The organism is Polynucleobacter sp. MWH-UH19D (assembly GCF_040409795.1).
Lineage (GTDB): Bacteria > Pseudomonadota > Gammaproteobacteria > Burkholderiales > Burkholderiaceae > Polynucleobacter.
Genome location: NZ_CP099571.1, coordinates 306,828 through 322,590 on the forward strand (window position 1 = coordinate 306,828; position 15,763 = coordinate 322,590).

The window sequence follows — 15,763 nt, forward strand, 5'->3', positions numbered from 1 at the left end:
GCTCATGCGCAACACTGAATGGATCAACTCATATATAGCTAATGAAAAAATTAAATAATAAATTTATATACATAAGTTCAGTATGTGTAGTGGCTTTAAGCGTAGCAATTACTTGCTATATGGCGAGACTGCTCCGTCCTGCGGCAGATGACTATTGTTACGGAAGCATTTCCGCTGAATTTGGATTTATTGGTGGAATAGGTTATTGGTTTGATACGTGGTCCGGATTTTTACTTTCTGTATTTACCGGTTCGCTTTTTGTGGGCATACCTCTCGCTTTATTTCCCTATGGACTTGCATCGGCCATCCCTTTTATTTCTGCTGCCTTGGGTATGGGAATTATTGTAAATTTAATAGATCAAAATATTGCTGCTAATTCTCGTGAGAAATTAACTACAGTAATTTTTCTTGCGTTTGGATGGTGGACTTATTTATGGGCAACCCCGGCGATTAATCACTACCTACACTATTCAGTACTCCTGGCGAATGGGTTAACCTTTTGGCAAACGCTGAATGGGCAGTATGTCATTCAGTTGCAAATCTTAATAGCAGCCATAGTAATTACTCCACGAGTTTTTAAAAATTCACCTCTTTTATTAATGACAAGTGGCTTGATTATTGGATTAGTTTCCGGAACGGCTGGAACAACGCTTTCCTTGTCGCTTCTGCTGATTGGACTTGTACTTATTGCTGCGGCTAGATTTTTCAAGAGTGAGGCTTTGTGTGTAACGGGCAATTTTTGGATGCCTTTATGTATCGGCCTTTTGGTAGGTGTGATTGCTTGCCACATCTTTGTGCCAGGAAGCTTAATAAGGATGAGAGCGCTAAATATTCAGGTTGAAATGACGTGGACGTCATTAACTTCGATGGTGAAGATGTCTGTATTCGATGGTACGTTAAAGTGGATGAAGTCTTATTTCAATTACGGGGCTGTATTGTTTGGTTTTCTTACTTATGGCTTTTATTTTCTTCGAGGCTTTTCGTCGTACGCTCTTTCATCTAAAAATATTCTTAGCCTCTCTTTATTTTTCTCAATATTTGCATACTTGCAATGCTTGGTGAATAGGTTGGCTCAATTTTTTTCATACGAAGCTTACTGGCATTTTGTTAGTCCTACAATTTGTATTTTTATTTCGATATATTTTTTTGGGATTTGGGGCGCATTAGTAACGAGGTCGGTCAGTCTCATAAACCCCTTTAAGAGACTGCTTATAATTTTTTATGTGTTACTTTTACTCTTAAGTCTATATGTAAACATTTTTATGTGGAGCAAAATTCAGAATCGCTATGATCTGTGGATTTCTGGCCCTGCACCTGCGGAGGGGGTTTCTGATATCGAAGATAGAAATGGTTGGCAAATGCAATGTTGGAATAAGCTTATGGATTTAAGAGGTGAATCGAATTCAAGATAACAAACCCGTATTGAAAAAGTACTTTTAATTACTTTAGCCAGCGTGGTTTTTTGAAAAGCACAATACTGCGATAAATGTAAATGTAGAAAATGCAAAAAGCCAGTGTCAGCGCTTGTAAAGCAAAAGTGTTTTGCCACCAGATGGTTGCAGGAAAAACCGCCAAACTAGAAAACATCCATAAGAACGGGGATGTACGGGCGTTATCTGAAATCAGGGCATTTTCATTTCCTGGATCAACCCAGCGCGCAATACGCCCGTATATCAGCATGTGAAGATGGACCCCATCGGGAACGCCGGGGCTCATCTTCTTAATAAATTTCTTGCGCCAGATTGAAAAAATAGTTTCAAAGATGGGGTAGATATTAATCAAGGCTGCAAACCAAGGGGATACCGCAGAATTTCGCACTACCAATAAAACAGATAAAACACCAATGGAAAAACCCAGAAGATAAGCGCCGCCATCGCCAAGAAAAATGAGGCCTCTTGGATAGTTCCAAATGAAAAATCCCAGAATTGCTCCGATTGTTGCAACTGCAACAAATAGTAGAGTGCTGTCATTACTTCTGAACGCCACATAAGCAATTGCTGCCAGGCTAATGATTCCTACCATACAGGCTAGACCATTAAATCCATCAATAATGTTGTATGAATTTGTTAGCCCAGCAATCATGATGCAAGTCACAGCCAATGAAATGACTGGGTATTGCAGTAATGGATCAACCCAGGGTAGATCGATTGAATGCAGTATTGCTCCTAAAAAATAGCTTGCCAAAATGGCCGAACCAAAACAAGCGAGTAGGCGCATTCTTGGTGAGATATTTTTGGTGAGGTCTTCCATCAGCCCAAAGCAAAATGCTGGAAAGCTGCAGCCCAGGAGAAACAGCAGCAAAGTTGCGCTATAGGTATCTGATAGAAGTCTTATAACGCCCGCAAATAACAAACTCAAGAAGATAGCGAGCCCGCCAATACGGGGGACTGCTTTAGAGTGAAATTTCTGCGGACTGTTAAAATCAGTGTCTGCAGAAAAATTCTCATGAAGATTGCGATATCGAATGAAAAGTGCTGTCAAAAAGAACGACAATAAGAAGCAAGAGAATGAAGCAAACATGGTGGCAGTAAGCGTCTAGAATATAGAATGAGCCAATCTTATCAGAACCCACTAAATATTTATATTAAGAGTAATAAAGACCTAATATTGGGCTTTATTATGGGCTTATTGTTATTGCTAACAATATTTAAACAATCCATAGGATTGCCAATATTATTTATATTCATTATTGCTGTCGGTGGATTAATAAAGCCTTGTAAGGAATATTTAATAATATCTGGATTATTAATATTTAAGATTGTTATTATTGCAATAATAACAAAAAATAATCTACATGATATTAATATCGAAAATACCAAGATTTTATTTAGAAAAATAATTATTGATATCATTTTCCTATTTATGCTGTTTGTTGCTTTAAGAGATGAAACAAAAAAAGGGTTTTACTATTTTTGTATTGCCCTATTAGTTGCAGATTTAACTTTTAATGCTTACGCTCAATTATCTGGAGTGAGCTTTTATGGGACCCCTCTAGAGATAAGGCCCGGTGACTTGATTGGACGATCCGGCGGAGTTCTAAGTCACCCCTTTTATAGTATCGACATATCTTTGGTGGCTTTATTTTGTGGAATTTTCTTCAAGAGTCGCTTCGTTATATTGCTGGTTGTAGTCAACGTATTCATCAGCGGAGCTCAACGAGGACTAGTCTCTTTAGCGCTCATAGCAGCCCTTTATCTACTTTTTTATCTTAAGACAAAAAGAATCATCATCTATGGATTATCGGCCGCTTTTGTTCTGGGGGTATTTTTAGGTGTTGCTTACTTGGCAAGCCATAACCCAGAATTAACGGCTCATAATGAGCGAATATTTCGTTGGGAATATGGTTATGAAGTCATCACAAGCAATCTGTCAAATTTCAATAGCTATATTCGGTTGCAGCCAGAGATATTTCATCCAATATCAATCAATTTAATCAATTCGCCATTTAATCAAAACGAGCCACTATTCTTATTTAATGCTGAAGGGTATTATTTAACAGATATGGTAAATTATGGTTTGATACCAGGGTTAGTATCACTGTTTGTATTGTTTTGCATCTATATTATAAAGTGCTCAGAACTCCAAAATACAAAATCAATTGAAAGTTTAGCGCTGAGTGTCTTTTCCTACTTTATTTTTCTAGATTGCTTCTACTCTTACACCATTGGAGCAATTCTAGTCATCCTCTTCTATTGTATTTATCTTGCTCGTAGCCCTAACCCACTGAGAGCGGGCATTAGGGGGTGCTATTAAAAAATTATGCAGAATGTTAATAACTTTCGGTAAAGCGCCTTCGTATGAACTTATTGGTATGTGCGTGTTAAAAAATTTAACAGTATGTTGATTATTAAATCATTGTGAAAGCTCTTAGAATAGAGATCACCCTTATTAAAGGTTTAAGTTATGAATGTTGAGTTAAGGAAATTAAAAATATGCATTGTGGGCCTGGGATATGTTGGTCTTCCTTTGGCTATAGAATTTTCAAGAAAATTCTCAGTAATCGGATTTGATATTAACTCTAGACGTGTTGAGGAATTAAGAAATGGGGAGGATGCTACTAAGGAGGTAAGTCCTGGCTCCTTAGTAAATTTAAATTTACTTTTCACCGATGATGATGCTTTATTGAGGGACTGTAATTGTTTCATAATTACCGTTCCAACACCTGTTGATAAGCATAAACAACCTAATTTAAGACCCTTGCTCTCTGCAAGCAGAATAGTTGGGAAATCAATTGGGAAAGACGATCTTATAATTTTTGAATCAACAGTCTACCCAGGCGCAACTGAAGAGGAGTGTGTTCCAGTGATAGAGGAGGTCTCTGGACTTCTATATAACAGAGATTTTTTTGTTGGCTATAGCCCAGAAAGAATAAACCCTGGCGATAGGACTCGAACCCTTTCATCAATTAAAAAAATTACTTCAGGATCAAATCCTAAAACAGCAAATTTTGTGGATGAACTTTATAAGTCAATCATTGAGGCTGGGACATATCAAGCCGAGAGTATTAGGGTTGCAGAAGCTGCTAAAGTGGTGGAGAATACCCAGCGTGATTTAAATATTGCCTTAATGAATGAATTGGCAATTATATTTAATAGACTTGAGATTGATACTGAAGCTGTTTTAAAGGCTGCAGCAACAAAGTGGAATTTCATGCCCTTTCGTCCTGGATTGGTTGGTGGCCACTGTATTGGTGTTGACCCTTACTACTTAACACATAAAGGTCAAGCGATTGGCTGTTATCCTGAAATCATATTGGCGGGGCGAAGGTTGAATGATGGTATGGGGGCCTATATATCGTCACAACTTGTTAAGCTAATGATGAAGCATGGCATTCAGGTACGAAATTCAAAAATTCTTCTAATGGGTTTATCTTTTAAGGAAAATTGCCCTGATATTCGTAACACCAGAATTGTTGACGTTATAGCAGAGTTAAGGGATTTTGAATGTGATCTAGATGTCTATGACCCTTGGGTATTACCTGAGGAAGCTCTAAGAGAGTATGCCATCACGCTGACTACTGAGCTCAATCCTGCTAAATATGATGCAATTGTATTGCTTGTTGCACACGATAATTTTAAGGAAATGGGTGTTGATAAGATTCATGCGCTTGGAAAAGAGAAGCATGTTTTGTTCGATATTAAAAGTATCTTTCCAAGAGATCGGACCGATTTAAGGCTCTAATGTTGCTAATTATTCAAGCTCGAATGTCCTCGGTGCGTCTTCCGGGAAAGGTGCTTATGAATATTTCTGGGCGACCAATGCTTGAAAGAGTTTGCGACCGAGTACTGCAATCTAGTGGTGTTAAGAAGGTGGTTATTGCAACTTCCAACCATTCATCGGACGATCCAATAGAGCAATTCTGTCGTTTGCGAAATTTTTCCTATTTTAGGGGGGCGCTTGATGACGTGGCAGGAAGATTCCTGTCTGTAATTCAAAGAGAGGGGGCTGAAGAATTTATAAGAATTAGTGCAGATAGCCCTTTAATTGATCCCAAGTTAATCGATAAGGCAGTGGAAGAGTATAGGCGTGAAAATTACGATTTGGTTACAAATGTATTACATAGAACTTTTCCAAAAGGTCAGTCTGTAGAGATAATTCGGAGTACCTCGTATAAGCGCATGTGCTGTGATTTAATAGATCTTGATGATCGTGAGCATGTTACTAAAGCGTTTTACAGAAATTCTAGTGCTTACAAAATTAAAAATTTTTCAGCAGAGCTTCAAGCGGGAGAGTATCAACTTTCAGTTGATACTCTCGAAGATTTTGAAAGAATATCTACGATAGTTAATCTTTCAAGTGGGAAAGATGATGGCTGGCTGGATTTTGTAAAATTGATTGATAAGTTTGATCTATGAATTCACAGCTGCTTAAGGTTGGAATTATTGGTCTAGGAGTTGGTGAGCGACACATAGCTGGATATCAACAGGATGAACGATGTAATGTTGTCGCTCTGTGCGATTTTAATAAATCTAAATTGCTGGAGGTGGGGGGTAGGTATCCTGGAATTGATTTGTATGAAGATGCGAAAAGTGTACTGAGGAATCCTGAGATTGACGTTGTCTCTATAGCTACGTTTGACACCTTTCATTATGAGCAAATTATGCTTGCTATCCAGAATGATAAGCACATATTTGTGGAAAAGCCAATTTGCTTATTTCAGCATGAATTGAATGAGATAAAAAAAGCGCTTCAGAGTAAGCCACATATCCGACTATCCTCAAATCTCATTCTTAGACGTGAATCTCGCTTTGAGGAGTTATATAGAAGAATTGCTGCCGGTGATCTTGGTGAATTGTATTATTTTGAAGGAGATTATGACTACGGAAGATTGCTAAAGTTGACCGATAGCTGGAGAGGGCAGATCCCTTTTTACTCTGTAACCCATGGGGGTGGTATACATTTAATCGATCTTATTTTATGGTTATCTGGCCAAGTTCCTTGCGAAGTGTTCGCGTTTGGTAATCAAATCTCAACAAAGGGTAGCGCATTTAGATATCCAGATTTTGTGGCCGCTCTAATAAAGTTTGAGTCTGGTCTAGTTGCCAAAGTTAGTGCAAATTTTGGAAGTGTAATTCCACATGGACATAAGCTTTGTGTTTATGGAACAAAAGGCACATTTATTCACGGGCATGATGGTGCATTCTATTACTTCTCTAGAGATCCGCTGTTGCCACCTGAGATTGTTAAAGATTCATATCCGAGCGCAAACAAGGGTGATATGATTCCAAGTTTTATAGATTATATTTTGACTGCGAAAAGACCTCAAGTTGCCGAAAAAGAAGTTTTTGATGCCATGTCGACATCATTAGCAATAGAGCGCTCATTAAATGAAAAATGCTTAGTCAAAGTTGAGTAAGGGAGTAGATTTGAATATACCATTTGGCATGCCGATTATTGGCGATGAGGAAAAATTAGCCGTAATGAAGGTCCTTGAAGGCACAATACTAGTTCATGGCCCCTTAGCCACTAAATTTGAGGATGATTTCTGTGAGTATACGGGGGCACCCTATTCTGTAAGCGTCTCCTCATGTACGGCTGGAATGCATTTAGTTTATTTTGCACTTGGCTATGGTCCAGGGGATGAAGTCATCGTTCCTGCGCAAACTCATGTAGCAACCGCCCATGCAGTGGAATTAACAGGCGCAAAGGCAGTTTTTGTGGATGCCGAGATGGAAACTGGCAATATTGATATCAATGCAATTAAGTCGGCAATCACTGCAAAAACTCGTGCAATTGCTGTAGTGCATTATTTGGGCGTGCCAGCAAATATGCCTAGAATTGTAGAGATTGCTAAAAAACATAATTTATTCGTCTTGGAAGACTGCGCCTTAGCGCCCGGAGCAAAAATTGATAACATTCACGTTGGTCTTCATGGCGATGTTGGAGTATTTTCATTCTATCCGGTTAAGCATTTGACAACCGCTGAAGGTGGAATGATCATATTAAAAGATGAAAATTTTGCAAAGCGCTTGAGGCTATTAAAAGCTTTTGGTGTCGATAGAACCCACTCAGAGCGAAAAGAGCCAGGTCTTTACGACACGGTGGCCTTGGGATTCAACTATCGTATGAGCGAAATTCATGCTGCTATCGGTATTGAGCAAATAAAAAAATTGCCTGTATTTTTAGAAAAAAGGCGGCAAAATTTTGAGTTGCTTGAGAAAAATCTAATTGGAGCAAATGGGTTGAGATTATTGCCTCAACCGTTCGACAATCGCCTACAGAGTTGTCATTATTGCGCCGGAGTAATTCTTGATGAGGCTTTAATTTCGCGCCGCGGTGAAATTATGACCAAGCTTGGGCAAAAGGGCATTGGTACCAGCGTTTATTATCCGCAACCTGTCCCCAGAATGACTTATTATAAAAATAAGTATGGTTATGAGGTAACCTCATACCCTAATGCAACACGCATAAGCGATGGGATTATTGCGCTTACTGTTGCCCCCCATGTAACGCCTGAGCAGGTAGTTTATATGGCTGACGAGCTTAAAGAAATTATGAAAGATATAAATGGATAAATTTACAAACCTCAAAGGTAAGCGCATCGCAATCATTGGAGGCGCAGGATTTATTGGGCATAATTTAGCCCTCAAATTAAAAAGTCTTGGAGCGGAGCCTCACGTTGTAGATGGTTTGCAGGTGAATAACTTAGGGTATTACACAAGCGGTTACACAACAGATCCAAATGCTGAGCGTTATATCTCATTTATTAATGAGAGATTAAATTTGCTAAGACAAAATGAGGTGGGACTACACATTATCGACGTGCGCGATTACCACTTAATTAGTCATACACTTAATTCTATCAAGCCAGATGCAATAGTACATTTGGCAGCTATTGCACATGCCAATAGATCAAACAAAGATCCATTCTCAACCTTTGATCATAGTATGCGCACTCTTGAAAATGTTTTAGATGCAAGCAAGAGTAGTGGTACACATGTAATTTATTTTTCGTCATCAATGGTGTATGGAAATTTTGAAGGTAATGCAGTTACTGAAGATAGGCAATGCAATCCCTTGGGAATTTATGGCGCACTAAAGTACGGAGCGGAAAAACTAGTAATTGCCTATAACCAGGTATTTGGTTTGCCTTATACAATTATCCGGCCATCTGCTTTATATGGTGAGCGCTGTGTTAGTAGAAGGGTTGGTCAAGCTTTCATTGAGAATGCGTTAATGGGTCGACCTCTTACAATTAATGGCGATGGAACGGATGGTCTTGACTTTACTTACATTGATGATCTTGCTCAGGGTGTAATTCTTACAATATCCAAAGAAGAGGCTATCAACGAAACGTTTAACATTACATTCGGAAGCGCAAGGCAAATTAACCAAATGGCTGAAATAGTGTTGTCAGAATTTCCGGGCTTGAAGTTGATGCGTAATCCAAGAGATGGTTTGATGCCTGAACGTGGGACATTAAGCATTGATAAGGCTAAACAGCTGCTTGGATATGCCCCTGAGTATCCCCTTGAAAGAGGCTTTATTCAATATATTAAGTGGTACAAGGACTTCGCGGAGCATAACCCTAAATTATTTTCGGGATGAAGTAGTTTCATCATAAGCTATGAAAACTTTCGATAAGGATCAATGGCTAAGCTCAATTTTGGGGAAGAATGTATTTCAAGTTGACTCTAAATTCGCATCGCAACTAACTCCTTCACACTTGCCACAAGGCCCAGCGCTTGTGATGGTAAAAGTACCTGTCAGCAATATTCGGGATTGCAAACATTTACAGGGACTTAATTTTTTTCTAGTAGACACTAATATCCAGTTGCAAAAATTACGTGATAAAAGCGGTTTATTAGTGAATAGTATGAATGTAAGATTTGCAAATCCCTCTGATGAGGAGGCGATTTTAAAAATCGCAGCTAACTCATTTACCTATGATAGGTTTCATGGCGATCCTGGTATAGCGCACAAAACTGCTGAAAAAATAAAGGTAGAGTGGGCCCAGAATTACTTCAGGGGGTCTCGAGGTGACTGGATGGTTGTGGCAGAGGATGGTGGCATTGTTTCTGGTTTTTTGCAGCTATTACATGGTCAAGACGGTGTGCTTATAATCGACCTCATTGCAGTGGGTGCGAATTATCGCCATAAAGGAGTCGCCCAAAAGATGATTGGGTTTGCAATCCAAAATTGTGAAGCAAAGATTGATATTGTAAAAGTGGGTACTCAGATTGCAAATCTCCCCTCAATTTCTCTATATCTCAAAATGGGGTTTTATATTACCTCTGCACACTATATTTTTCATTGCCACCTATAAAAATTTCTTATATGAACTATAGTTTTAATCGAAACAACAAAGTGTTTATTGTTGCTGAAATTGGTAACAATCATGAGGGTAGCTTTGATCTAGCGTTGGAGATGGTGGAGGCCGCCGCAAAAACAGGTGTTGATGCTGTTAAGTTCCAAACATTCATACCAGCAAAATATGTTTCAAGCGAAGATTCTGTTAGGCTAGAAAGACTTAATAAATTTAAGCTATCAAACGAGCAGTATCTACAGATTGCTAAAAGAGCAGAAGAATTAGGAATAGTATTTTTTTCAACTCCTTTTGATCTAGAAAGTGCTGCATTTCTAAATAAAATTCAACCGATTTTTAAAATTTCATCTGGAGATAATAATTTCTTCCCATTGATTGAGGAGGTGGCATCTTATAAGAAGCCAACAATAATTTCCTCTGGCTTGGCAGATTTAGGTGCCTTAAAATATCTGGTTGATTTCTGGCACGGCATTGGAGGGAGGGATGAAAATTTAATTATCATGCATTGTGTCTCCAGCTATCCAGTCCCTGTTGATCAGGCAAATTTGCGGGCAATTTCAACCCTGAAAAATATTTTCCCAAATTTAATTATTGGATACTCGGATCATACCCTGGGTATCCAGGCTTGTGTTTTGGCTGTCGCAGCTGGTGCGGGAGTTATTGAGAAGCACTTTACCTTGAGCAAGAACCAGTCAGACTTTCGTGACCATCAACTATCTGCAGACCCTTTAGAAATGAGAAGCTTGGTAACTCAGGTTCGTGAAGCGTCAATTCTGTTGGGGAGTGGAGTAAAAAATTTGCAGCCTTGCGAAATAGATATGGTAAAGCTTATGAGGAGATCAATTGCTGCTTCTCACGCCCTTAATGCTGGACAATTGATTTGCAAAGAAGATTTAACATGGGTGAGGCCAGGTAATGGCTTTTCAGTTGGAAGGGAAAATGAGGTAATTGGTAAAAAAATTCTGCGAGATGTTATTCAGGGAGAGTTGATAACAAAAGATAATTTAATATGAAAAAAATAGTTATTCTGACCACTGAAACCATACACCATGCTTTTTTTGTAAAAGAGCTTTCCAGTTCTTTTGGTGAAATTTCTGTTTATTGTGAAAAGTCAAAAGGAAATTTATTTCCATTTAAAACAAGTCATCCATTTGAAATACGCCGAGATGAATTTGAATTGAATAAGTGGTTTTTTGGAAAAAAAATTTCCATCGCCGATATAGCACTTGTTAAGTCATTCGATTCTTTAAATAGCCCTCAGGCAATCGAAGCTCTATCAAAAGAGGAGGCTGTCGTCGTAATTGCATTCGGGGTTGGACGTTTGGGAAAGGAAATTATTAATTTATTTCCCGGAAAAATATTTAATCTACATGGTGGCGACCCGGCTCTATATCGTGGATTAGATAGTCATTTATGGGCTATATATCATCATGATTTTTCTTCCCTTGTTACAACACTGCATCGTCTGGACTTGGAATTAGACACAGGAAATATTGTAATGCAGGGGGACATTAAAATTTCTCGAGGAATGGCAATCGAGTCTCTTAGATCTGTAAATACTGAATTATGTATAACGATGGCACTTACCTTAATCGATTGTGCTTCAAAACTTCGTGAGGTACCCAGTCGAAAATTATTACATCTTGGCAGATATTATTCCGCCATGCCAACAGAGCTCAAGGAAATATGCGTAGGAAGATTTGAACAATATTCTCAGCAAGTAGTATAAAGATGACGCCAAATATCGCTCCATCAAATATATGTGAATTCCTGCACAAGGACAATCTCGTTATTTTTTTATTTCATGGGGTAATCAAAAAACAAATACATTCAGTTCGCAACTACACAATGAAGCATATAGAGGGAGAATTATTTGATGAGTATATGGGTAAACTAGCGCATCAGGGAAGTCCAATATCCATGAATATGGTTTTAGATCATTTAGATAAAAAGAAACCGTTTTCGCCAGGCTCCTTTGCCATAACTTTTGACGATGGTTTTGAAAATAATATAAGTGTGGCAGCACCAATATTGGAAAAATATAATATTCCAGCTATGATTTACTTGACTACTGATTTTATTCAAAATAATCGAATGTCTTGGATTGATCGAATTGAGTATGCCGTACAGAAAACCAAAAAAAGTAAAATTACTTTGCAAGTGAATGATAATACTTATCCCCTGAATCATGTTGATGAAAAAATTAATTTTTTAAGAGTCGTTAGAGAGTTAGTAAAAAAAACACCAACCTGCAACCCTAATTTATTTGCACATCAAGTATGTTCTGACCTTGGATTTCCTAGCAATATTAGCTCTGATGATCCGTTGGATTTAAAGTTATCATGGGATCAAATTCAGAAAATTCATAAAGATAATGGATTATTGAGTTTTGGGGGGCATAGCCATACGCATCCTATATTAAGTTTTCTTTCTTCAGATGACTTAAGTTATGAGTTAGATAGAAGTATTTCACTAATGAAACATATGGCCGATATTGATTCAACTCACTATTCTTATCCTGAGGGCTTGGCTCATTGCTATTCTGATGAAGTTATACGTGAGTTGAAGCAGCGGGGAGTTCGTTGCTGCCCAACTGCCATTCAGGGAAACAACTCGCTGGATATGGACCCATTCAAATTATTCAGAATTATGGTGGCTTAAATATGTGTGGAGTTGCTGGTTACTTTGGAACCAATCTAATTTCCAATGCTCGACTTGAGAGTTGTAAAAAGCTTATGGAGAGAAGGGGGCCTGATGGAAATGGCTACTTTTATAGAAAAGTTGGTAATGATAGAAATGCTCAAATATTACATTCTCGATTGAGAATCCTAGATCTAGATGATCGATCTAATCAGCCATTTTTAACTGATGACGATTGCTTAAGTTTTAATGGTGAAATTTATAACTATTTAGAGTTGAGGGATAGATTAAAAAAGAGTGGTGTGTCGTTCGCTACCGATGGAGATACAGAAGTTCTGGCAAAAGTCATACAAAAGTTTGGTGTTGATGGCCTAGATCAATGTGAGGGTATGTGGGCATTTGCGTGGCTAGATGAGTCTGGACTGATTCTTTCTAGAGATCGTTTTGGGGAAAAGCCTCTCTATATCTTAAAGGATGAGACAGGACTTTATTTTGGATCAGAGCCTAAATTTATTTTTGCGCTCATAGGTCACACACTTCCAGTGAATAAAAACCATCTATTGAGATACATGGTTAACGGGTATAAAGCATTGTACAAAAGTGGCGATACATTTTTTGAGGGCTTAAAAGAGGTTCCGCCAGGCTCAGTATTAAAAGTGGACGTTCATGGTGTGTGTGTCGAACAAAAATACTGGGTGCCAAAATTCAATCAGCAAATAGACGGGATGTCATTTGGAGATGCGGTATTAAATGCTCGTGAAGCCCTTATTAACTCGGTCGAATTAAGGTTGAGATCTGACGTTCCCATAGCATTTTGTTTAAGTGGTGGGATTGATTCAAATGCATTAATTGCCATAGCTAAAAAATACTTAAATTACGATGTTCATGGTTACACAATTATGAATACGGATGAGCGCTATGAAGAGCAAGAAATGGTTAATGCTTCAGTAAATGCGTTACAACTTAGACATACTGAGGTCCCAATCAATGAAAGTGACTTTTTAGATAATTTGCGGAAATTAGTTAAGTATCACGATTCCCCAGTTTCCACAATTACATATTATGCGCAGTGGCAGTTGATGGAAAAAATTGCTGAAGATGGTTATAAGGTTTCAGTATCTGGAACAGCTGCGGATGAATTATTTAGTGGTTATTTTGACCATCATAATTTCTACTTAGCTTCGCTAAAAAATTATTCGGATGAGCAATTATTGGCTCGCAAAAATTGGCACGAGGTTGTGGCGCCTATAGTTCGAAATCCTTTCCTGCAAGATGCAGATTGTTTTATTAAAAATCCTAATTTGAGAGACCATATTTTTTTAGACGCAGCAGTCTTTCTTTCATATTTGAATTCACCTTGGTTTGAGAGATTCGAAGAAGAGGAATATAGCAATATTATTTTACGAAACCGAATGAATAATGAGTTGTTTCATGAATCGGTGCCGGTTATTCTGCATGAGGACGATTTGAATGCAATGTATTACTCGGTAGAGAATCGCTCTCCGTTTTTGGATAGAAGATTATTTGAAGTTTGTCAATCAATTCCTACTAGACATTTAATACGTAATGGAAGAGCAAAGGCAGTTCTGCGTGAGGCTGTCAGAGGTTTGACTCCCGATATTATTTTAGATAATCCTAGGAAAGTTGGCTTTAATGCTCCAATTTTGGATTATCTAGACTTGAATAATCCAAAAATTAGAAGTCAAATTCTTGCAGATAGCCCAATTTTTCAGTTGATAAAGCGCGATTCTATAGAGGCTTTATTAAATAAAGCGCATTTGCCAAACAGTCAAAGTAAATTCCTCTTTTATTTTTTAAATGCAAAAATGTTCCTTGAGGAATTTTCCGCGCAAGGTATATTATGAAATGGTGTAAAAATTGTGTTTTGCCGGATACAAGACCGGGCCTTGTTATTGGAGAGGATGGTATTTGTAATGCCTGCAAAAATCACAATACTAAAAAGCACGTTGATTGGAAACAAAGAGAGATAAGTTTCAAAAAAATTGTTCAGAAGGCAAAGGCATCATCTGATGGATATGACTGTGTTATCCCTGTAAGCGGGGGTAAAGATAGTACATGGCAAGTTATTAAATGCCTTGAATATGGCTTGACGCCTTTGGCTGTTACTTGGAGAACTCCTGGCAGAACTGAAATTGGCCAGAGAAATTTGGATAATCTCATTTCACTAGGTGTTGACCATATTGATTATCAGGTTAGCCCAAAGCTTGAGTCTCAGTTCATGTTACGAGGCCTTGAGCGTTTTGGCTCTACCGCCATTCCAATGCATATGGCCTTATTTAATATTCCATTAAATATTGCTATTAAATTCAAAATTCCATTGGTTATTTGGGGCGAAAATTCAGCATTTGAGTACGGCTCTGATGATGATAGCTTGAGTGGTTATAGATTAAATTCGGCTTGGCTTTCTAGGTTTGGGGTGACGCATGGAACGACTGCAGCAGACTGGGTCGGAGATGGTTTTACACCAAAAAATCTCGCAGCATATTTTGGGCCCAGCCAGGAGTTGATGGACCATTCTGACTTAAATGCAATATTTCTTGGGCATTACTTTAAGTGGGATCCTGAGACTAGCTTGGCATCAGCAAAAGCTAACGGGTTTGAGTTTATAAGTGGGGGGGCTCGGACAGGCTTATATGACTACGCTGATATAGATGATAACTTTATCTCATTACATCATTGGATTAAATGGTATAAATTTGGCTTTACTAGGCTTTTTGATAATTTATCTCTTGAAATACGTAACAATAGATTAAGTAGGAATGAGGCTATTAAAATAATTGCAACTGCAGGTAATCAGAGGCCGAAAGACGATATTTTGAAATTCTGCAATTTCGTAAAAATAGACCCCAAAAATTTTTATGACATTTGCGAAAAATTTAGGAACTTGGATATTTGGAGTCACTCAGGTGGTCAATGGAAAATCAATAATTTCTTGATAAAAGATTGGAATTGGGATGCAATTTAAGCCTCTTGACCCCCCCAGAAAATTCGAGGTTTCTGGCGCTGGCCTGAAGTTGGAGCTTGCGGATTGCGGAAGCCTTGATCTAAATCCAGATGAGCAGGTTACATTCACGACTGATTCAGGCGGTCAGTATGACGTTACAAGAAAAAGCTGGGGGTTCTATGCCACGCCCTCCATTAATGGCCGACTAAAATCTTTTGGCTTGAGAGGTGCATTGGTTGTCTCGAAGTTTGGAAAAATTTTTTTAATGCTTGTTGAGGCTGGAAAAGAATCCGAATTTTTTACTTACATTAATTCAGATTTACAGAGCTTTTTATGTTGGTTAGACGAGGACCAAGAGGTTGAAAGAATTACAAGACTTTTGAAAAAATAAT

The 15,763-nt window shown here is 38.2% G+C and carries 15 protein-coding genes; 14 read left to right on the forward strand and 1 reads right to left on the reverse strand.

Annotation, left to right across the window (positions count from 1 at the left end):
- Positions 1–41: 41 nt before the first annotated feature.
- A complete protein-coding gene (locus tag NHB34_RS01650; protein ID WP_353427836.1) occupies positions 42–1,412 on the forward strand; it encodes a hypothetical protein in 1,371 nt (456 codons plus the stop codon).
- Positions 1,413–1,440: 28 nt separating this feature from the next.
- Here NHB34_RS01650 and NHB34_RS01655 read toward each other — a convergent pair whose 3' ends face one another.
- The gene (locus tag NHB34_RS01655) at positions 1,441–2,481 is read right to left on the reverse strand and encodes a glycosyltransferase (RefSeq protein ID WP_353427837.1); all 1,041 of its coding nucleotides are present in this window, start codon (positions 2,479–2,481) and stop codon (positions 1,441–1,443) included.
- Positions 2,482–2,547: 66 nt separating this feature from the next.
- Between NHB34_RS01655 and NHB34_RS01660 the strand changes: the two genes are divergently transcribed.
- The 13 genes from NHB34_RS01660 (at position 2,548) to NHB34_RS01720 (ending at position 15,762) form a co-directional block, all read left to right on the forward strand.
- Positions 2,548–3,753, forward strand: coding sequence for a hypothetical protein (locus NHB34_RS01660; protein WP_353427838.1), 1,206 nt, complete (start codon positions 2,548–2,550; stop codon positions 3,751–3,753).
- Positions 3,754–3,903: 150 nt separating this feature from the next.
- Positions 3,904–5,181 carry a Vi polysaccharide biosynthesis UDP-N-acetylglucosamine C-6 dehydrogenase TviB gene (tviB, locus tag NHB34_RS01665; protein ID WP_353427839.1) on the forward strand — a complete coding sequence of 426 codons (1,278 nt, stop codon included), beginning with the start codon at positions 3,904–3,906 and terminating at the stop codon, positions 5,179–5,181.
- Positions 5,181–5,855, forward strand: coding sequence for an NTP transferase domain-containing protein (locus NHB34_RS01670; protein WP_353427840.1), 675 nt, complete (start codon positions 5,181–5,183; stop codon positions 5,853–5,855). Before tviB ends, NHB34_RS01670 begins: the two co-directional genes overlap by 1 nt.
- Entirely contained in the window at positions 5,852–6,856 is a 1,005-nt protein-coding gene (locus NHB34_RS01675) for a Gfo/Idh/MocA family oxidoreductase (protein WP_353427841.1), read from the forward strand. The genes NHB34_RS01670 and NHB34_RS01675 overlap by 4 nt, the downstream gene beginning before the upstream one ends.
- Before the next feature lie 28 nt (positions 6,857–6,884).
- A complete protein-coding gene (locus NHB34_RS01680) occupies positions 6,885–8,015 on the forward strand; it encodes a DegT/DnrJ/EryC1/StrS family aminotransferase (RefSeq protein ID WP_353427842.1) in 1,131 nt (376 codons plus the stop codon).
- On the forward strand, positions 8,008–9,048 hold the full coding sequence (locus NHB34_RS01685; protein ID WP_353427843.1) for an NAD-dependent epimerase/dehydratase family protein: 1,041 nt from the start codon (positions 8,008–8,010) through the stop codon (positions 9,046–9,048). The genes NHB34_RS01680 and NHB34_RS01685 overlap by 8 nt, the downstream gene beginning before the upstream one ends.
- 19 nt (positions 9,049–9,067) lie before the next feature.
- Positions 9,068–9,766: a GNAT family N-acetyltransferase gene (locus tag NHB34_RS01690; protein ID WP_353427844.1), complete on the forward strand. Its 699-nt coding sequence runs from the start codon at positions 9,068–9,070 to the stop codon at positions 9,764–9,766.
- Positions 9,767–9,777: 11 nt separating this feature from the next.
- Complete coding sequence (locus tag NHB34_RS01695; RefSeq protein WP_353427845.1) at positions 9,778–10,779, forward strand: N-acetylneuraminate synthase family protein; 1,002 nt, start codon at positions 9,778–9,780, stop codon at positions 10,777–10,779.
- Positions 10,776–11,495, forward strand: coding sequence for a formyltransferase family protein (locus NHB34_RS01700; protein WP_353427846.1), 720 nt, complete (start codon positions 10,776–10,778; stop codon positions 11,493–11,495). The genes NHB34_RS01695 and NHB34_RS01700 overlap by 4 nt, the downstream gene beginning before the upstream one ends.
- Before the next feature lie 2 nt (positions 11,496–11,497).
- Positions 11,498–12,427, forward strand: a complete 930-nt coding sequence (locus tag NHB34_RS01705; RefSeq protein WP_353427847.1) for a polysaccharide deacetylase family protein — start codon at positions 11,498–11,500, stop codon at positions 12,425–12,427.
- Positions 12,349–14,271, forward strand: coding sequence for an asparagine synthase (glutamine-hydrolyzing) (gene asnB, locus NHB34_RS01710; RefSeq protein WP_353427848.1), 1,923 nt, complete (start codon positions 12,349–12,351; stop codon positions 14,269–14,271). The genes NHB34_RS01705 and asnB overlap by 79 nt, the downstream gene beginning before the upstream one ends.
- A complete protein-coding gene (locus NHB34_RS01715; RefSeq protein WP_353427849.1) occupies positions 14,268–15,392 on the forward strand; it encodes an N-acetyl sugar amidotransferase in 1,125 nt (374 codons plus the stop codon). Before asnB ends, NHB34_RS01715 begins: the two co-directional genes overlap by 4 nt.
- Positions 15,382–15,762 (forward strand): hypothetical protein, encoded by a 381-nt coding sequence (locus NHB34_RS01720; RefSeq protein ID WP_353427850.1) that lies wholly within the window; start codon positions 15,382–15,384, stop codon positions 15,760–15,762. The genes NHB34_RS01715 and NHB34_RS01720 overlap by 11 nt, the downstream gene beginning before the upstream one ends.
- Position 15,763 lies beyond the last annotated feature (1 nt).